Source organism: Nitrospirillum bahiense (assembly GCF_007828025.1).
Classification (GTDB): Bacteria; Pseudomonadota; Alphaproteobacteria; order Azospirillales; family Azospirillaceae; genus Nitrospirillum; species Nitrospirillum amazonense.
Genome location: NZ_VITO01000016.1, coordinates 144,939 through 162,515, shown reverse-complemented (window position 1 = coordinate 162,515; position 17,577 = coordinate 144,939). Strand labels below are relative to the sequence as shown.

At 68.2% G+C, this 17,577-nt stretch carries 13 protein-coding genes and 1 tRNA gene; 4 read left to right on the top strand and 10 right to left on the bottom strand.

Annotated features, from left to right (window positions below; genetic code table 11):
- Positions 1–17: 17 nt before the first annotated feature.
- Positions 18–94 (top strand) — tRNA-Met (locus FBZ88_RS21600).
- A gap of 339 nt (positions 95–433) precedes the next feature.
- Here FBZ88_RS21600 and tehA read toward each other — a convergent pair.
- The 3 genes from tehA to FBZ88_RS21585 form a co-directional block, all read right to left on the bottom strand.
- Positions 434–1,414 (bottom strand): dicarboxylate transporter/tellurite-resistance protein TehA, encoded by a 981-nt coding sequence (gene tehA, locus FBZ88_RS21595; RefSeq protein ID WP_145619194.1) that lies wholly within the window; start codon positions 1,412–1,414, stop codon positions 434–436.
- A 115-nt stretch (positions 1,415–1,529) separates the two neighbouring features.
- Entirely contained in the window at positions 1,530–2,399 is an 870-nt protein-coding gene (gene cysE, locus FBZ88_RS21590; RefSeq protein WP_186464540.1) for a serine O-acetyltransferase, read from the bottom strand.
- 213 nt (positions 2,400–2,612) lie between these two features.
- Positions 2,613–4,988: a glycoside hydrolase family 31 protein gene (locus FBZ88_RS21585; RefSeq protein ID WP_145619193.1), complete on the bottom strand. Its 2,376-nt coding sequence runs from the start codon at positions 4,986–4,988 to the stop codon at positions 2,613–2,615.
- A 354-nt stretch (positions 4,989–5,342) separates the two neighbouring features.
- On the opposite strand from FBZ88_RS21585, the gene FBZ88_RS21580 reads away from it, so the two are divergent.
- Together FBZ88_RS21580 and FBZ88_RS21575 are read left to right on the top strand one after the other, a co-directional pair.
- A complete protein-coding gene (locus tag FBZ88_RS21580) occupies positions 5,343–5,792 on the top strand; it encodes a DUF3775 domain-containing protein (RefSeq protein ID WP_211102756.1) in 450 nt (149 codons plus the stop codon).
- Positions 5,793–5,920: 128 nt separating this feature from the next.
- Positions 5,921–6,427 (top strand): YciE/YciF ferroxidase family protein, encoded by a 507-nt coding sequence (locus FBZ88_RS21575; protein WP_040846655.1) that lies wholly within the window; start codon positions 5,921–5,923, stop codon positions 6,425–6,427.
- Between the two features lie 11 nt (positions 6,428–6,438).
- Here FBZ88_RS21575 and FBZ88_RS21570 read toward each other — a convergent pair whose 3' ends face one another.
- From FBZ88_RS21570 to FBZ88_RS21550, 5 genes are all read right to left on the bottom strand, one after another.
- Positions 6,439–7,974 carry an alpha,alpha-trehalose-phosphate synthase (UDP-forming) gene (locus FBZ88_RS21570; RefSeq protein ID WP_145619192.1) on the bottom strand — a complete coding sequence of 512 codons (1,536 nt, stop codon included), beginning with the start codon at positions 7,972–7,974 and terminating at the stop codon, positions 6,439–6,441.
- A gap of 101 nt (positions 7,975–8,075) precedes the next feature.
- Positions 8,076–10,646 carry a membrane-bound PQQ-dependent dehydrogenase, glucose/quinate/shikimate family gene (locus FBZ88_RS21565; protein ID WP_145619191.1) on the bottom strand — a complete coding sequence of 857 codons (2,571 nt, stop codon included), beginning with the start codon at positions 10,644–10,646 and terminating at the stop codon, positions 8,076–8,078.
- A gap of 55 nt (positions 10,647–10,701) precedes the next feature.
- Positions 10,702–12,249 (bottom strand): efflux transporter outer membrane subunit, encoded by a 1,548-nt coding sequence (locus FBZ88_RS21560; RefSeq protein ID WP_145619190.1) that lies wholly within the window; start codon positions 12,247–12,249, stop codon positions 10,702–10,704.
- A 2-nt stretch (positions 12,250–12,251) separates the two neighbouring features.
- Positions 12,252–13,835 (bottom strand): MDR family MFS transporter, encoded by a 1,584-nt coding sequence (locus tag FBZ88_RS21555; RefSeq protein WP_145619189.1) that lies wholly within the window; start codon positions 13,833–13,835, stop codon positions 12,252–12,254.
- The gene (locus tag FBZ88_RS21550) at positions 13,832–15,142 is read right to left on the bottom strand and encodes an HlyD family secretion protein (RefSeq protein ID WP_145619188.1); all 1,311 of its coding nucleotides are present in this window, start codon (positions 15,140–15,142) and stop codon (positions 13,832–13,834) included. The genes FBZ88_RS21555 and FBZ88_RS21550 overlap by 4 nt, the downstream gene beginning before the upstream one ends.
- A 171-nt stretch (positions 15,143–15,313) precedes the next feature.
- Between FBZ88_RS21550 and FBZ88_RS21545 the strand changes: the two genes are divergently transcribed.
- Positions 15,314–15,856 carry a TetR/AcrR family transcriptional regulator gene (locus FBZ88_RS21545; RefSeq protein WP_145619187.1) on the top strand — a complete coding sequence of 181 codons (543 nt, stop codon included), beginning with the start codon at positions 15,314–15,316 and terminating at the stop codon, positions 15,854–15,856.
- 2 nt (positions 15,857–15,858) lie between these two features.
- On the opposite strand, the gene FBZ88_RS21540 is transcribed toward FBZ88_RS21545, so the two are convergent.
- Together FBZ88_RS21540 and FBZ88_RS21535 are read right to left on the bottom strand one after the other, a co-directional pair.
- Positions 15,859–16,719 (bottom strand): alpha/beta fold hydrolase, encoded by an 861-nt coding sequence (locus tag FBZ88_RS21540; RefSeq protein ID WP_145619186.1) that lies wholly within the window; start codon positions 16,717–16,719, stop codon positions 15,859–15,861.
- A gap of 58 nt (positions 16,720–16,777) precedes the next feature.
- A complete protein-coding gene (locus FBZ88_RS21535) occupies positions 16,778–17,575 on the bottom strand; it encodes a FadR/GntR family transcriptional regulator (RefSeq protein ID WP_281290153.1) in 798 nt (265 codons plus the stop codon).
- Between the last annotated feature and the right edge of the window lie 2 nt (positions 17,576–17,577).

Here is a 17,577-nt window from a genome sequence, read left to right as displayed (position 1 = left end):
CTCCCAGAACGCATTCCCGCGGGGTGGAGCAGCCCGGTAGCTCGTCAGGCTCATAACCTGAAGGCCGCAGGTTCAAATCCTGCCCCCGCAACCAATCGCAAGGGCCTCCATGTGCAAGCATGAGGGCCTTTGCGATTCTGGCTCCAGGCAGAGAAGTGACCCTGGGGAGGGAGCAGGTTCAGCCAAGGGGCCGACGGGCGGGAGCCTGGCGAAACAGCCCCCAAGGCCAGCGCAGCTAAATCCTGCCCCCGCAACCAAACATGACGAAGCCCGCCCTCTCCGTGAGTGCGGGCTTCGTCGTTTCAGGCCCCAAATGAGACTTGGGCCCCGAGTGTCCTGCCTTGGCCGGAACCTCGGCGTTGCGTTTCCGCTCACCCTATACCTGCCGATAGCGCACGTTCATCCAAGCTTCTACCGGCCTGAAGCGTAGATGTCAGCGCGGCGTGGCCGGCACGGGCGGTGGCGGCAGCAGCCGGCCTTGCAGGATGCGGTAGACCGTGCCAACGGCCACCACGCCCACCACCACATTGGCCAGCAGGAACAACGCCGGGGCCAGTTGCGCCAGGACGCCGGTATCGCCCCGCGCCACCATGCGGACCGGGGTGGTGGCCAGGGCGGTGGCGCCGAAGGTGAAAGCCCAGAAGGCCGGGGTGAACGGTTCCTTCAAAATCCAAGGCAAGAGGCGCAGCAGCACCAAGGCCTGCAATAGGCCGTAGCCGACCAGCATGCGGGGGAAGAAGGCGGGCAGATCTGGCGCCACGCTGATCAGGGCGACCGCACCCACCACCGGCGGCGCCAGTTGCACACCCAGGGTGGGGCGCAGGGCGGGGGCCAGGGCCGGTGCGGTCAGCAGCCGGTGCAGCAGTACGGATTCGATCGCTAGCCAGCCGAAGAAGCCGGCACCGAAGGCCATCTGTCCCGCCTCGCGATAGCCCAGGGCCGCCGCCACGATGCCGGCGACGAAGCTGCCCGCCACCGTGGGCAGGTACAACACGGCGGTGGTGGTGGCGGGGTCGCGCCCGCCCTGCCACAGCCCGCCCGTGCGCCACACGGCGAACAGCAGGGTGAAGGCGGCACCCAGGGCGTACAGCGCCAGGGCCAGGGGCCGTGAATGGGGCAGGGCGCCCCCGGCAACCAGCATGGTGGCGACGCCCGCCAAGCCAATGAAGCAGCATTGGACGGGGTGATCCACCTCCGCCAGGGCGGCCGCGCGGTGGTTGATCCATTTGGCGATGTACAGCAGCAGCACGACGGCCCACACGGCCGCGCCGGCGGCCATCAGCGCCTCACCCACCGCCGACGGCAGGCCCCAGGCGTCATGGGCCGCCCGCCAGCTGGCGCCCAGGCCGGTCAGGCCCAGCACGATGCCGAAGAAGGCGGCCGGCACGGGAGGCAGGAAGGGACGGGTGCTCATGGGGGCTCCTTGACGGGTCGAGCGGCATACGCCAGGGCAAACAGCCTGACCGACTAGCCGCGCCCGTCAAGGTGGCGCTTAAGCCCCGCAACAAAGTTGCCGCGGAACCTAAAACCTAAATGGAGTAGTTGAAGGAGTTGTAGGCTAGGTCGCTCAGCACCTGGTCCAGCTGCTGGGCCGCCTGCCGCCCCGCCTCGTCCACCTTCACCACCTTGGCCGGGATGCCAGCGACGGTGGAATAAGGTTCCGTGGGCCGAAGCACCACGGACCCGGCTGCTACCCGGGTATAGGCGCCGATCTCGATATTGCCCAGGATCTTGGCGCCGGCACCGATGATCGTGCCCTTGCGCACCTTGGGATGGCGGTCGGTCGTGTTCTTGCCGGTGCCGCCCAGGGTCACGTCCTGCAGCAACGACACATCATCCTCGATCACCGCCGTCTCGCCCACCACCAGGCCGGTGGCGTGGTCGAGGAAGACGCCCTGGCCGATGGCGGCCGCCGGATGGATGTCGGTCTGGAACACTTCGGATGAGCGGCTTTGCAGGTACAGCGCGAAGTCCCGCGCCCCGTTGATCCACAGCCAGTGCGCCAGCCGGTGGGTCTGGATGGCGTGGAAGCCCTTGAAATAGAGGAAGGGCTCGATCAGCCGCTCGCACGCCGGGTCGCGGTCCAGCACGGCGGTGATGTCGGCGCGCAGGGCCGCCGCCAGGGTGGTGTCGTCGGCCGCCGCCTGGTTGAAGGTATCAACGATCAGGGGCTGGGACACCACGTCGTTCTTCAGGCGCGCCGCGATGCGGTGGAACAGCGCCGTCTCGAACGAGGATTGGTTGATGATGGAATCCAGGAACAGCGGCGCCAGCATGGGCGCGCCGGCCAGCGCGTCCTCCGCCTCGGTCCGGATGCGGTCCCACAGACCGTCGCCGGTCAACTGGGCTGCTGCTTTTTCACGGCGCACCAAAGCCAACCGTCCCCCGAGCACCGGCATCGCCATCCCTCCGCCCACGCGTCCACGCGACAGCGAAGGCTGCGCCCGGAAGCTATAAAGCCCCCGTCGGGGCGTCAACAATTTGACAATGCTCAAGCGAGCCTCGCGGTTCCTTGAGCCGGCCTCATGAAAGCAGAAACGGCCGCGACAATAGCCGCTGCCGTTTCTTGTGTGAAATGACGCGTGTCACATGGGGACTTAGCGGCCCCTGGACTAACGACCGATCACCTGCACTAGGTCCGCCGGCGCCTTGGCGAAGGGCTCGTGGGCGCCCTCGGCCGTCAGCTTGCCCGCGTGATCGTCCCAATGCAGGGTGGCGGTGGCACCGCCCTTGCCCTTCTCATAGTCCAGGCTCAGGCCGTCGTCGTCATAGACGGTGAAGCTGGCGTCGCGGCCGGGATAGACCTTCAGGGCCACGATCTTTTGCTTTTCCGCCGTGGACTGCACGGGAGAGCCCAGGGGCAGGATGGACCCAGCGCGCACGAACAGGGGGATCTGGTCGATGGGGGACGCGACGGTCACCCACTGGCCGCCGGCCAGCTTCTCGTTGGTCCAGTAATTGTACCAGTCGGTCCCGGCCGGCAGGTAGACCTGCTTGCGCGTCTGGCCGGGCTCCGTCACCGGCGCCACGAGGAAGGCCGGACCGAACATGTATTCCGTGCCGATGTTCGCCACGGCGGGGTCATGGGGAAAGTCCATCCACAAGGCCCGCATGAAGGGCACGCCTGTGTCGTAGGTGGCCTTGGCCTGGGCGTAAAGGTAGGGCACCAGGGCATAGCGCAGCGTGTCATAGCGGGCCATGATGGCCTCCGCCTCCGGACCGAAGGCCCAGATCTCCGTGTGCTTGCGGTCGCCGTGCAGGCGCAGGGTGGGCAGGAAGGTGCCGTATTGGAACCAGCGGACCATCAGTTCGGGATAGTCGTGGTTCTGGCCCACCGTTTCCTCAGCGCCCACGGGGCTGACCAGGGGGGTGCCGGTATAGCTGGTGGTTTGCGGCAGGTACTGCCAGCCGCCGATGTCGTTGCCCCAATAGGCGATGCCCGAGGCCGTCATGTTCAGGCCGGTGGGGATCTGGCGGGCCAGTACCTCCCACTGCGGGCTGATGTCGGACGACCAGAACAGGGCGCCGGTGCGCTGGGACCCCAGGTAGGCGGCGCGCGACAGGATCAACGGCCGGCGGTTGGGCCGCCAGGCCCGCAGGCCTTGCGACGCATTTTCCACATGCAGCAGCGGGAAGACGTTGTGGTACCGGTCGCCGGAACCGATGGAATAGAAGAAACCGTCGGGTACCAGGTCCGGCTCCGTCTCGTCCAGCCAGGGATAGTCGAAGCCGTGGCTCAGCACATTGTCGCGGGCGTGTTCCCAGAACCACTTGCGGGCGGCGGGGTTGGTCACGTCGATCAGGCCGCCGGTGCGGTCGGAGCGGAAGGGCAGGCCATCCACGCTTCTGCCGTCCTCATCCTTCAGCAGATAGCCCTTGGCGTCCAATTCGTTGAAATAGCGGCCCGAGGTCTCGAAACGCGGCCAGATGGAAATGATGGACTGCATGCCCATGGCGTGCAGGTCCTGGTTCATGGCGTCGGGGTTGGGGAATTCCGCCGGGTTGATGTCCAACTGGCCCATGCGGGTCCAGTAGAACCAGTCAATGACCATGATATCCAGCGGGTACTTCTTCTGCCGGTAGGTCTTGGCCACCCGCAGGATTTCATCCTGGCTGTCGTACCGCGCCTTGGACTGGATCAGGCCGAAGGCGGCCTTGGGGGGAATGGGCGTCTTGCCGGTCAGGCGGGCGTAGGCGCCATAGATGTCGGCGGGCGTGTCGCCGGTGATGACGAAGAAGCTGACCCGCTCCCCCACGGTGGAGGTGAGGGAGGTGGCGCCGTTGATGCCGGCGTTCAGCACCGTCTCCGCCGGGTTGTCCCAAACAATGGCATAGCCCTTGGAACTGACCAGCACCGGCACGCACACGGTTTCACCACCAGGCGCGTCGTACCAGTGCTTGCAGTCCAGAGTGCGGCCGCGCAGGTCCAGCGGGCCGACCGACTGTTGGTTCTGCCCCATGCCGTAATAGTGCTCGTCCGCCGGCGACTTGAAGCTGGCGCCGACCTGATAGGTCTTCTCGCCGGCCACGGTATGTGGCGCCATGGACCAGCCGTCCATGTTCAGCACGACCTCACCGCGCGCGTTCTTCACCTGCAGGGTGACGGGCGGCAGCTGGGGGGCGAAGTACTTCTCCATGGTGGAGGGCACGCGCGGCGCCTTGGCCGCGTCGACATGCAGGGTCAGGGCGCTGGAGGCGAAGCTGTCGCCACCCTGATCGCTGGTCCGGTGGAAGCCGCTGTTGTCCACGGCGCCGGGCAGAAGGCCGTAGCCAGGGCCCTTCAGCGCTTGGTCCTTTTCGGTGGCGATGGTGACGCGCACGACGTTGGCGCCGTAGCCTTCGACCGAGACGTAGGCGCCGTAGCGATCCAGCACCGCGATGGGGTCGGCCTTGGCCCCCGTGGTCAAAGTCGCCGTGATGGCCAGGGCCGACACGAAACCCGCCAGCGCCGCCCGCAGGAACGGCTTCCTTTTTCTCGAACTCAGCATCTCGCGACCATCCCCTCCGGGTGCCGGGCGTATCCATCCCGCTGGGAAGGGGCCGGCTTTATTGGGCATTAATAATACAAAACCGTTCTCGCACGTCGCGGTCCAGGCGCCAAGACGGGAAAATGGGACGGGAACCGAATGCCACGGCACGTTGAAATGGATTTCAGATGGCGAGTCCGATGGGAATGCCGTCCAAGCGCGCGCCGCCGCCTCATAGAACCCGGAATTGGCATACCATGAAAAGTTTCAGCCCATCGCCGACGGCACTGGAGCGATCGGGCGGGGCTTCCTTCGTCCGGGAACTTTGCCCCCCGGCGGCCGGTTTTTTCGGCGTGCGAAACGGAGGGCTCTACGATGTCCAATACCCAGGAAATGACCGGTGACGGCACCCCGGCGGCGGAACTCAACATCAGTCTGGAAAAGGTCTGCTTCATCATCGTCAAGGCGCGGGAATTCGATGTGAAGGTTGATCCGGTGGAACCGGACCCGGCATCCAACCCCGCCGATGACGGCGAGCGTGGCATCCTGGAGGATTACGACGACGATCCCACCCAGGCGGAGCTGGTGGGTGCCATCACGTCCCTGAACGAGGATGAGGTGGTGGACCTGATCGCCCTGACCTGGATCGGGCGTGGTGACTACACCGCGGCCGAGTGGGCAGAGGCCCGCGCCCTGGCGTTCGAGCGTCACCGGGAAAGGTCCGCCCGCTATCTGATCGGCATTCCGACCTTGGGCGACTTCCTGGAGGAGGGGCTGGCCGCCCTGGGTTATTCCTGTGAGGAATTCGAGGTGGACCGCCTGTGACGGCGGCGGAACGGGCATTCAAAAATCCCGGAACCGGGTCGGGGTTCGGGAATTGAGTGCTGGCTGGCCACTCCAACCGAGGCCGGCGCCACAAACACATCCCGCGTCCAATCCCCAGGAGGAACACCATGGGTTTGTTCACCAAGGACATTGAGACCATGAACGACCTGTTCGTTCATCAGCTGAAGGACATCTATTACGCGGAGAAGCGCATCCTGAAGGCGCTGCCCGACATGATCGAAAAGGCCACCAACCCGGAACTGAAGCAGGGCTTCCAGACCCATCTGCGGGAAACCGAGGGCCAGATCCAGCGGCTGGAACAGGTGTTCCGCCAGCACGGTGTGGAGCCGGAGGCGGTGAAGTGCCCCGCCATCGACGGGATCATCGATGAGACCGACGACATCGCCGGCGACGTGGACGACAAGCAGGTGCTGGACGCCGCCCTGGTCGCCGCCGGCCAGGCGGTGGAGCATTATGAGATCTCGCGCTACGGCACGCTGGTGACCTGGGCCAAGCTGCTGGGCCGCGATGACTGCGCCGCCCTGCTGCACCAGAACCTGGAAGAGGAAAAGGCCACGGATGAGAAGCTGACCATGCTGGCCAAGTCGCATATCAACGCCATGGCGGCGGAATAAGCGACCCGGCGTCAGCCGGTCGTGGTCCGGGCGCCTCCCATGGTGGGGCGCCCGTCCTCGGCCATCCCGCTACCGGCTGGCCGCGCCCGTTTGGAGGCCGTCCCCCTCGCGCTTGCCCGGGGGACGGCCTTCTTCGTTGGGAGCCCGCCGGTCCCGTCGCGCTCCGTTTTGGTTCGCGCCATCTTGCGGTTGGCCAACGCGTCGGCGAAGGCCTCGCCCCACGCCAGGGCCGACGTGTCCTTGATGACGTCCCACAGATCGCGCCAGCGCTCCTGCCGCTCCGCCAGCGGCATCGTGAGGGCCCGGCGCATAGCCTCCTCGATCTGGTCGGGGTCATAAGGGTTGACCTGCAGGGCGGCGTCCAACTGCGTGGCGGCGCCGGCGAAGCGGGACAGCACCAGCACGCCCGGGTCGTCCGGATCCTGCGCCGCCACGAATTCCTTGGCCACCAGGTTCATGCCGTCGCGCAAGGGGGTGACCAGCCCCACACGGGCATGCCGCATATAGCTGGCGACGGTGTTGCGGGTGCTGCTTTGCGTCACCAGCTTCAACGGCGTCCAGTCGGGTTCGGCATAGGCGCCGTTGGTGGCACCGGCGATCCTTTCCAGGTCCCGCAACAGGCTGCGGTAGGCCTGCACCCCTTCGCGCGACTTGGCGGCGATCTGCAGGAAGCTGACACGGCGGTGCCATTTCGGCTCTGCCGCCAGGAACTGCCGGAAGGCGGTCAGGCGTTCCACCAATCCCTTGCTGGGATCCAGCCGGTCCACCCCCAGAACAAGCGCGCGGTCGCGCAGGTTGTGGGCCAGATCCTGGGCCGGCCGCCGTTCCATGGCTGCCTTGGTCACGCGTGCGAATTCCTGCGCGTCGATCTCCACCGGGAAAACCCCCAGACGGACGGTACGGTCGCCCAGGCTAAGCCCCAGTTTGCCCACCCGGCGGGCGCCGGCGTACAGCGCCGCCGTCTGGGCGAAATGCTCCGCGTCCGTCGCCGTCTGGAAGCCTATGAGGTCGGCGGCCAACACGTCACGCACCAGTCCCAGCAGGCCTTCGGAAATGGCCGCCACCACGGGCGGCGGGAAGGGGATGTGAAGGAAGAAGCCGATGGGGTTGCCAACCTTCTGGTCCCGCAGCGCCGCCGGCACGGCCAGCAACTGGTAGTCCTGCACCCAGATCAGATCGTCCTTTTTCAGCAGACCCTTCAATGCCGTGGCGAAACGGACGTTCACGGCGCGATACGTCTCCAGCTCGTTCCGGTGGAAGCTCACCACGCCGGGCAGGATGTGCATCAGCGGCCATAGCACGCCGTTGGCGAAGCCGAGGTAGTATTTGCGATGCTCGTCCGGCGTCAGGTCGATCATGGCGCAACTGATGCCCTGCCGATCGACCACCCGCGGCTCGGGGTCGGGATGGTCCGCCAACGCGTCGCTCCATCCGAACCAAAGGCCCTTGTGCCGGCGCAACAGGCCCACCAGCGCCACGACCAAGCCGCCGGCCTGCGGCGTGCCGGCGGCTGGAACCCGGTTGGAAACGATAACCAGGCGCTTCATGGGTGCCCCCTCGAATGATGTCTGCCCATGCAGGCAACATCCTCGGGCGCCACCGGTTCCCGCCTGAAATGAAAAAATCTCTACGCTTCAATGGCTTCGCATTAATGGCTTCCAGGGTGGCTCTCCATCCCCACAACGCTGGCGCCCGGCGTGGGCAGGGCGTAGGCCATGATGTAGTCGCCGTTGCGCGTGCGCAGGCCACCGTGCCCGCCGGCGGCGATGACCACGTACTGCCGCCCATCCTTGCCCTGGTAGGTCATCGGGTTGGCTTGGCCGCCCGCCGGTAGGCGCGCCTTCCACAGCTCCCGCCCCGTATGCTCGTCGAAGGCGCGCAGGTACTGGTCGGCGGTGGCGCCGACGAAGATGACGCCGCTGGCCGTCACCAGGTTGCCGCCGATGTTGAAGATGCCGGTCGGCAGGGGCAGGTTCGCCCGCGTGTTGAACAGGTTGGTGTCCCGCGTGGTGCCTAAGGGGCGCTGCCAGACGATCGTGCGGCTTTGCAGGTCGATGGCCACCAGCTTCCCCCAGGGCGGGGCGTGGCAGGGGGCGCCGAACGCGCCCAGCCACGGCTGGACCACGGCGGCATAGGGGGTGCCGTACTGTGGCCCGACGCTGAAGTCCTTGGGCTTTGGGTAGGGTTCGCTCCAGCCCTTCCACGGTTTGATCATGCCCTTCTTCATCGCCTTCTCGCGCGGCAGGATGTCGACGGTGAAGGGGATGTAGCTGGCGTTGGCGATCAGCAGGTGGCGGCTGGGGTCGATGCTGGCGCCGTGCCAGTCGACCACGCCATCGAAGGCGGGATAGGCGATGGTCCCGCGGTCCAGCGTGGGCGGAGTATAAAGCCCATCATAGCGCCGGCGCTGGAAATCCAGCCGGCACAGCAACTGGTCGATGGGCGTGGCGCCCCAGGCGTCCGTGGCCTTCAACGGCGGCGGGGTCAGCGAGGGCATGCCGGTGGAAAAGGGCTGGGTGGGGGACAGGCGCTCACCCGGCAGGCCCCGGCCGGGCACCGCCTTCTCCTCCACCCGCGCCAGCGGATGGCCGTCGCGCCGGTCCAGCAGGTACAGCTCCCCCATCTTGGTGGTCTGCACCAGGGCCGGGACGACGCCGTCCGGCGTCGACACCTCCACCAGCGAGGGGCCCACGGGCAGGTCGAAATCCCAGACGTCATGGTGCACGGTCTGGAAGTGCCAGCGCTCCTGCCCCGTGGCGATGTCCAGCGCCACCACGGCGCTGGAATAGGCGTCGTCGAAGGGGCGGCGGTCGGCGCCGTAATAGTCCGGCGTGGCGTTGCCCAAGGGGATGTAGACCAGGCCCAGCGCCGGGTCGGCGGTGTAGGTTCCCCAGCCGTTGGGCGTGCCGCGGGTATACACCTCACCCGGCTTCAGCGGCGCCGTGGGGTCGGGCCGGCCCATGTCCCAGGCCCAGGCCAGCGCGCCGCTGACGGGATCATAGGCGCGTACCACGCCCGAGGGTTCGCCCTTGGACTGGTTGTCGTAGATCCAGCCGCCCAGGATGACGCGGTTGTTCACCACCAGCGGCTGCGAGGTGATGAAGTGGAAGCCCGGTGGCACCGGACCCATGGCGTCTGTCAGGTTGACGTAGCCGTTGCTGCCGAAATCAGGGCAGGGCTGTCCCGTGTCGGCATCCAGGGCCATCAGCCGGGCGTCCGCCGTGGTGGCGATGATGCGCCGGGGGCAGGCAGCGGCCATGGGGTTGGCCGGGGGAGCAAGGGGCGTGGGTGCCGCCTCGGCCGGCTTCTCGTAATAGGCCACGCCCCGGCAGGCCAGGTACTCGTTGGCCGAGGTGTCGTTGTGGGGATCGTATTTCCACTTCACGGTGCCGGCGGTGGCGTCCAGGGCGATGACCTGGCGGTGCGGGGTGCAGAAGTAAAGGGTGTCGTTCACCTTGATGGGCGTCGCCTCGAAATTGAATTCCCGCCCGTTCTTGTTCTCGAAATCGCTGGGCAAGTCGCCGGTGCGGTAATACCAGGCCAAGTCCAGCTGGTTCACATTGTCCGGCCGGATTTGGCTCAAGGGGGAGAAGCGGTCGCCGTCGGCGGTGCGGCCGTAATACTGCCAGCCGCCCTCGGGCACCGGCGGGTTGGGCGCCGGTTCCGTGACGGGCTTGCCGCCCACCAGGGGGCCACCCTCCACCGTGCGGATGGCCGAGACGCGGTAGCCCAGCACGACGATCGTCAGTACCACCAGGGCGTAGACGCCCACGCCCAGCCAGGGTCGGTAGGTCAGGGGCCGGGGCCGGATGCTGTGCGTGGCCAGGGGATCATCCTCCGGCGGCCCTGCCGGGCGCGGCCCGCCATGCAGGGGACGCACCACCCACGGCAGGCTGAGCCAGACGCCCAGCAAGGCCGGCGTCAGCAGGCGGGGAACCAGCTGCCAGCCGTCCAGTCCCACCTCCCAGTAGGCCCAGAGCGCCGTCGCCAGGAACAGCACGGCGTACAACCATAAGGCTTCCCACCGGCCCAGGCCCAGCAGCACACCCACCGCAACCAGCGTCAGGCCGGCCAGCAGGTAGTACCAGCTGCCACCCGCCACGATCAGCCAGCCGCCGGGGATCGCCAGCGCCAGCCCGAAAAGGATGACGACGACGCCTGTCAGACCGGGCCAGGACAGCCAGGAGGAGACGTGGCGCGATTTCAGGGGCGTAGGCATGGGTCCGACCTCCGTTCGTCACGGGGAAACGCTCCAACTTGTGCCCGGTTCCGCCTCAGTAATCCGGCGGGTCGGGCAACCGCGCCGGATCCACCGGCTGCCAGCCCAACCCCAGGCTTTTCTGCAAGGCGATGTAGTCGTCGCTGGTTTGCGCCTGGGCCTGCGCCAAGCTCTGCTCCACCGTCAGGCGTTGGCGCTCGGCGTCCAGGGCCTCCAGCGCGGTGGCGGTGCCGCCGCGATAGCGGGCGTCGGTCAGGCGCTGGGCGCGGGTGGCCACCTCCAGCGCGGCCGCCAGCTGGAAGGTGGCCTCGCGTTGGTGGCCGTAGCGGGACAGGCTGCTCTCCGCGTCCTGCAGCGCCTGCAGCACCGTCCCCTGGTACTGTGCCAGACTTTCCTCGTTGGCGGCGCTGGCCTGGCGGATCTGGGCGCGCACCCGGCCCCAGTCCAGCACGTTCCAGCTCAGCATGGGGGCGCCGATCATGCTGAGGCTGCTGCTGCGGAACAGGGTGTCCACCTTGTTGGAACCGAAGCCGATGCTGCCGAACAGGCTGACGTTCGGAAACAGCTGGGCCATGGCGTGGCCGATTTCCGCATTGCTGGCGGCCAGCTGGCGTTCGGCGGCGCGAATGTCCGGCCGGCGCCGCAGCAGGGCGGCCGGGTCGGCCACCGGTACCACCGCCGGCGGCAGGGGCAAGGGGCGGGTGGGCGTCAGCTCGGCGTCCAAGGTGCCGGGCTCCTGGCCCACCAGCAGGGCCAACTGGTCCATGGCCTGTTCCACCTGGCCTTCCAGTGGCGGAATCTGGGCGTCGGTCTGCCGGGCCTGGGTCTCCATCCGGGCCACGTCGGCGTCGGTGGCGGTGCCCAGGCGGCGCCTGTCCACCGTCAGGTCCAGCATGCGGTGCTCGGCCGCCGCCGACGCGCGGGTCAGGTCCAGCCGGTGTTGGGCATCGCGCAGGCCGACATAGGCCTGGCCCACCTCCGCCGCCAGCTGCACCTGGGCGTCCTCGACCTTGGCGGCGGCCGCGTCGGTCTGGGCCGCCGCCGCTTCGATCTCCCGTCGCGTGCCGCCGAACAGGTCCAGCTCCCAGCGTGCGTCGAAGCCCAGGTTGTACAGCTCCGTCGTCACATGGTTGGGGATGTCGATGTGGGGCGGCGTGCCGCCGGGGAACAGGCTTGGGTTGGTGATGGCCTCCCGCGCCAGGGCGGCGTTGATCTGGTTGTCGGCCGTGGACAGGGCGCCGGTGGGGATGCGGGCCTTCGCCGCCAGGGCGGTGGCGTTGCCCTGGGGGAACAGGGCGGCCCGCTGTTGCGCCACCAGGGCGCGGGCCTCCAGCACGCGGGCCTGGGCGGCCTTCAGCGTCGGGCTGGCGGCCAGGGCCAGGTCCACCAGGTGGGCCAGCTCCGGATCGCCCCTGCCGTCCCAACCCATGCCGTCCCACCAGCGCGCCGGCGGGGTGGCGACATCCACCGGCGCGCTGCCGGCGCGGTGGAATTGGCCGGCGGCCTCGGATTGGGGCGCCGCGTCGGGTGGGCCCTTGTAGTCGGGCCCCACCGTGCAGGCGGCCAATAACAAAAGCAGGGGCAGCGGAGACGGGCGCCGCATCGTCAATGCCCCCCGCCGGGCGCGCCGCCCTTGGGCAGCGGCCGCATCATGAGCACCAGGGGGATGGAGCCGAACAGGATCATGCCAAACAGCCAGAACAGGTCGCTGAAGGTCAGGACGTTGGCCTGGTGAGCCACCTGCTGGCTGAACACCGCCAGGCCGCGCAGCCGGCCGCCCTCCGGATCGCCGTTGGCGAAGGCCTGGGTCAGCTGGGCGACGTAGGCCTGTCCCTCGGGGGAGTTGTAGGTGACGCTTTCGCCGATGCGGTTGATGTGCAGCGTGTCGCGCTGGTCCAGCAGGGTGGAGATGACGGCCAGGCCGAACGATCCGCCCAGGTTGCGGGCGGCGTTGAACAGGCAGGACGCGTCCTCCGCATGGTCCTTGCCGGCCGACGCGGTCGCCGCCTGGTTCAGGAACAGCATGGAAAAGAACTGGCCGACACCGCGCAGCAGCTGCGGCACCACCAGTTCCGGCCCGGCGATGTCGGGTGTCAGGTGGCTGTTCAGCATGCAGCTGATGCCGTAGAAGCCCAGGCCCATGGCGACGGCCAGGCGCACGTCGATACGGCGCACGGCGATGGGGAAGAGGGGCATGAGCATCAGGGTGGGCACGCCGCTGATCATGGCGATATAGCCCGACTGTTCCGGGTTGTAGCCCTGCACGTTGGCCAGGTACTGCGGGATCAGGTACAGCAGGCCATACAGCGCCCCGCCCACCACCAGGCTCATGGCGAAGACGGCGGCGAAGCTGTGGTTGCTGACCAGGATGCTGAGGCGGATGACCGGGCGTCGCGCCACGAACTGCCCCGCGATCAGCAGCACGAAGCCGAGGATGGACACGCCAGCCAGGGTGTTGATCATGTCGGATTCGAACCACCGCTCCCGCTGGCCCTCCTCCAGCAGGGTGGTCAGGCAGCCCAGGCCCAGGGTCAGCCCCAGGATGCCCAGCCAGTCGGCGTCGGCCAGCTGGCCCCAGTCCCCCTTTTCCGAAGGCAGCCCCAACGTCAGCAGGCCCAGCAGGGTCAGGCCGATGGGCAGGTTCAGGAAAAAGGCGTAATGCCAGCTGACGTTTTCCGCCAGATAGCCGCCGATGGCCGGCCCCAGCACGGGCCCCAGCACGGCGGTGGCGCCGAACATGGCGATACCCACCGGCTGCTGGCTGGGCGGCAGGCGGGTGGAGACGATGGTCATGGCGGTGGGAATCATGGCGCCGCCGGTCATGCCCTGGCCCACGCGACCGATGATCATCTGCACCAGGTTGCTGGAGATGCCGCAGGCCATGGACGACAGGACGAAACCGGCGGTGACGATCAGCAGGAAGGTGCGCAGGCCCAGCAGGCGAACGAACCAGCCGGCCAGCGCGATCATGATGATCTCCGCCACCAGGTAGGCGGTGGAGATCCAGGTGCCCTCGCTGCCGCTGGCGCCCACCTCACCCTGGATCAGGGGCAGGGCGGCGTTGACGATGGAAACGTCCAGCGTGGCCATTAGGGCGCCGATGGTGCCGGCCGCCACGGCCAGCCAGGCACCGCTGTCGGCCTTCGACGCATTTCCCTTCGGGGCCGCTGCCGCGGCGGCGGCACTCATTTCCCGGCCCCGTTCTGCGGCTGGTTGTTCTTCTCCGCCTCCCGGTTGCGCTCAACGGCGTCGTCATGCTCGCGCTGACGGCGCTCCTCCGTGCGTTTGGCCTCTTCCTTGATACGGCGCTGCTCCTCCTTGGCGCCGATGGTGTCGACGGTGACGATGACCGACAGCCCCGGCACCAGCACCTTGCGCGCCTCCGGCCCGGCCTCGATGCGGATGCGCACCGGCACGCGCTGTACGATCTTGGTGAAGTTGCCGGTGGCGTTCTGCGGCGGCAGCAGGGCGAACTGGGCGCCGGTGCCGGGGGCGAAGCTGTCCACGGTGCCGTGGAACTCCCCGCCGCTGACGGCATCGACGGTGAAGGTGGCGGGCTGGCCGATGCGCATCAGGCCGATCTGCGTCTCCTTGTAGTTGGCGACCAGGTAGACGCCCTCCAGCGGCACGATGGACATCAGGCGCGTGCCCGTTTGCACGTATTGGCCGACGCGCACGGTGCGGTCGCCTACCCGGCCCTTGATGCTGCTGCGCACCAGGGTGCTGCGCAAATCCACGTCCGCCTGGTCCACCTGGGCCTGGGCTTGTTCCACCTGGGCCTGGGCGCTCTGGATCTGGGCGTTCAGCACATCGATCTGGCGCCGCGCGCTTTCCAGCTGCGCCTCGTCGGCGACGGCCTCGGCCTTGGCCTGGTCGCGGGTCTGGCGCATCTGGTCCAGCTGCTCCGCCGTCTGGGCGCCGCTGGCGGCCAGGGGGGTGTAGCGGTCGACCTGGCGCTGGGCATAGAGGGCGGTGCTGCGGGCGCCGGCCAGTTGGGCCTGGGCGCGCACAATCTCCGCCTCCTGCCGGCGGATCTGGGCCTGGTACTCCACGATGGCGGCTTTGCCCTGGGCCACCTGGGCCACGGCCTGGTCGTGGCGAGCCTTGGTCTCGCGCTCATCAATCTTCACCAGGGGCTGGCCGGGCTCCACCAACTGGTTGTCCTCGACCAGCACCTGCTCGACATAACCGCCTACCTTGGGCGCGACGGTCACCATGTCGGCCTGCAGATAGGCGTCGTTGGTCTCCTGCTCGTACTGGCCGGTGGTCCAGTAGTAGACGCCCCAGGCGATCAGGGCCGCGACGACCACCACGGCCGCGATGATCAGGCCGATGCGCACCCGCGGGTTGGCGAGGGGGGAGGGTTTCTTCTCCTCCTTGCCGTCCTTGTCCCGGCCGTCCTCATCCCGCTTCTTGTCGTCCTGTCGCTTGTCGTCGCCCTGATGCCGATCACCCTGGGGCTGCTGGTCCTTGCGTGGCGTCTCGTCATCACTCATGGGCAGGCCTGCTCGGGTAGGGGGCGGCTGGGTGAACGGCCGCTGTAAACGGACAGGCCTGTCCAGATGTTCCGTGACAATCGCTGTGGTGGGAAATTTTTGAGGCCGTGCAACCCGATACGCCACCGGGATGTTCCGCTTGAGTAATCTCCCAAGGGAAGGAGCGGCCCCGTGCGTCGGGATGCGCAGGACCGTCGGGAACGGCTGATCACGGCGGCGGCGGCGCTGTTCCAGTGCCACGGCTATCATGTCGCGCTGGAGGCCATCGCGGCGGAGGCCGGGGTGGGCCGCGCCACCCTCTATCGCAACTTCGCCGATCGGCGCGCGCTGGCCCTGGCGGTGTTCGAGCGGCAACTGGCGGCCTTGGCCCAGGACTGGGCGGGCACCGGCGGCGACCCGGCGGCCTTCTATCCCTTCCTGTGCCGCATCGCCCGTCAGGCCGTGCTGCACGGCCCCCTGATCGCCAGCCTGGAGGCGGAGGAGGACGGGCCCGTCCTCATCCAAGGGCTACACCGGCTGCTGGACGCCGTGCTGGCCCCGCCGCTGGCCTCGGCGCAGGCGGCGGGCCTGGTGCGGGCGGACCTGACGGTGGGGGAGTTGCACCGCGCGGCCAAGATGCTGGTGGGCGCCGCCGACCGCTTGGCGGTGGAGGCGCAGGAGCAAGCCCTGGCCGAGGCCTTGGCCCTGCTGGTCGAGGGCTTGCGGCCGCGATAGGGTCAGCCCGCCAGGAAGGGGCGCGTGATCGCCATGAACGCGTCAAGGCGGTCGTGATGCGGCCAATGGCCGGCGTCTGCGATCATTGCCGTCCGGCCCTGCGGGAACAAAGCGGCGGCACCATTGGCCACCGGATCCTCCACCCAGCTTTTCCCGCCATTGATCAGCAGGGTGGGGCAGGTCACCGCCGACCAAAGGTCCCGCAGCTCATCCAGGCTGATACGGAAGGGATAGGCTGTGCGGATGTAGTTGTCGAACTTCCAGCTGTAGGTGCCGTCCTCATTCTGGTGCAGGCCGTGGACCGTCAGGTGATGCGCCTGGTCGGTCGACAGGAAACTGTTCTCCGTCTGCATGCGGGCCACGGCTTCCTCCAGCGTCTGGTATTTGCGGGGGCCCCTGGCTGACAGTTCGTGCACCTTGTCCACCCAGTCGCGGAAACGGTCGGCCAGGGGCTTCTGCGTCCGCAGTTCCTGCCAGGGCCAGGTGCCCTCCACCACCGCCAGCCGCTCCACCAGCTCGGGGTACAGGCTGGCCAGGAACAGGGCCGCCGCCCCGCCGTAGGAATGGCCCATGACCACCACCTTGCGGCCGGCGCGCTGGCGCAGCAGCTGCACCAGGTCGGCCACCACCTCCGCCAGGGTGTAGGCGCCCCCTTGCGACCAGGCGGAGTCGCCGTGGCCGCGCAGGTCGGGCGCCAGGATGTGGAATTCGCGCGCCAACTCCTGCGCCACCCAATCCCAGCTGCGGCAATGGTCGCGGCCGCCGTGGACCAGCAGCAGGGTGGGCTTGTCCTCCCGGCCCCACTCGACATAGTGCAGGCGCAGGCGGTCGGAGAAATAGAAGCGAGAGACGGGCCCGTTCATCGGCGTTATCCCTGTGACGTTACGGGGGCGGAATGACTGCCGCCCCCTTCTTGTTGGCTCAGTCGCGGGGGGCGATGGACTCCCGCTCCACCTCCGGCGACACCCAGTCCAGCATCAGGCGGTTCTGCCGACGCGCCAGCAGCACGGCCATTTCCGGGTCGCGGGCCAGGATGGCGTCCACCATGCGCAGGCGGCCGGTGCGCCAGTGGGCGCAACGGTCGGGATGGCCCTGGAAGACGCGCAGGTTGGCGTCGCGCTGGCCGAACTCGAACAGCGTGCGGTGGAACAGTTCCAGCGCCGGGTTGCCCGCCATGCGCATGAGGATGGCGTACAGGGCCACCTCGTCCCGCACCACGTCGGCCGCCAGGTAGGTCACGTCCTTGCGGTCCATCAGATGCTGGCGGAATTCCGCCAGGTCCAGCCGCGCGCCCGTGGCGTCGGCCGCCATCGTGTCCGCCAGGGCGGCCAGGCGGGCAGCCTCCACATTCACCAGCTGGAAGGCGTCCAGCACGTCGCGCACGGTGGTCTGGCGCAGGCGCAGGTAGAGCGCCGCGGCCTGGGTGACGGCGCCGATGTCCGGCCGCCGGCCGTAATAGCCGCCGCCGTTGCCCCGGCGCACGACCAGCAGCTGTTCCTGCTCCAGGATACGCGCCGTCTGACGCAGGGTGGGCCGGCTCAGGCCGTAGCGGGCCAGCAGTTCCTCTTCCGAGCCGAGCGGCGCGCCATCGGGCAGGGCCAGGATCTCATCGCGCATCCGCCGCGCCGCCTGGGCCGGCGCCCCGCCACGGGGGGGAACCGCGGGCGTCTTTGCAGTCTGGGTCGTCACGGTGTTGGTTTCACGAGCGGGCAGGGCCATAG

Bases quoted from the DNA above. Each gene is read 5' to 3' on its own strand.
- tehA (WP_145619194.1), bottom strand. From the start codon at position 1,414: ATGAGCACCCGTCCCTTCCTGCCTCCCGTGCCGGCCGCCTTCTTCGGC.
- cysE (WP_186464540.1), bottom strand. From the start codon at position 2,399: ATGCCGGTGCTCGGGGGACGGTTGGCTTTGGTGCGCCGTGAAAAAGCA.
- FBZ88_RS21585 (WP_145619193.1), bottom strand. From the start codon at position 4,988: ATGCTGAGTTCGAGAAAAAGGAAGCCGTTCCTGCGGGCGGCGCTGGCG.
- FBZ88_RS21580 (WP_211102756.1), top strand. From the start codon at position 5,343: ATGTCCAATACCCAGGAAATGACCGGTGACGGCACCCCGGCGGCGGAA.
- FBZ88_RS21575 (WP_040846655.1), top strand. From the start codon at position 5,921: ATGGGTTTGTTCACCAAGGACATTGAGACCATGAACGACCTGTTCGTT.
- FBZ88_RS21570 (WP_145619192.1), bottom strand. From the start codon at position 7,974: ATGAAGCGCCTGGTTATCGTTTCCAACCGGGTTCCAGCCGCCGGCACG.
- FBZ88_RS21565 (WP_145619191.1), bottom strand. From the start codon at position 10,646: ATGCCTACGCCCCTGAAATCGCGCCACGTCTCCTCCTGGCTGTCCTGG.
- FBZ88_RS21560 (WP_145619190.1), bottom strand. From the start codon at position 12,249: ATGCGGCGCCCGTCTCCGCTGCCCCTGCTTTTGTTATTGGCCGCCTGC.
- FBZ88_RS21555 (WP_145619189.1), bottom strand. From the start codon at position 13,835: ATGAGTGCCGCCGCCGCGGCAGCGGCCCCGAAGGGAAATGCGTCGAAG.
- FBZ88_RS21550 (WP_145619188.1), bottom strand. From the start codon at position 15,142: ATGAGTGATGACGAGACGCCACGCAAGGACCAGCAGCCCCAGGGTGAT.
- FBZ88_RS21540 (WP_145619186.1), bottom strand. From the start codon at position 16,719: ATGAACGGGCCCGTCTCTCGCTTCTATTTCTCCGACCGCCTGCGCCTG.
- FBZ88_RS21535 (WP_281290153.1), bottom strand. From the start codon at position 17,575: ATGGCCCTGCCCGCTCGTGAAACCAACACCGTGACGACCCAGACTGCA.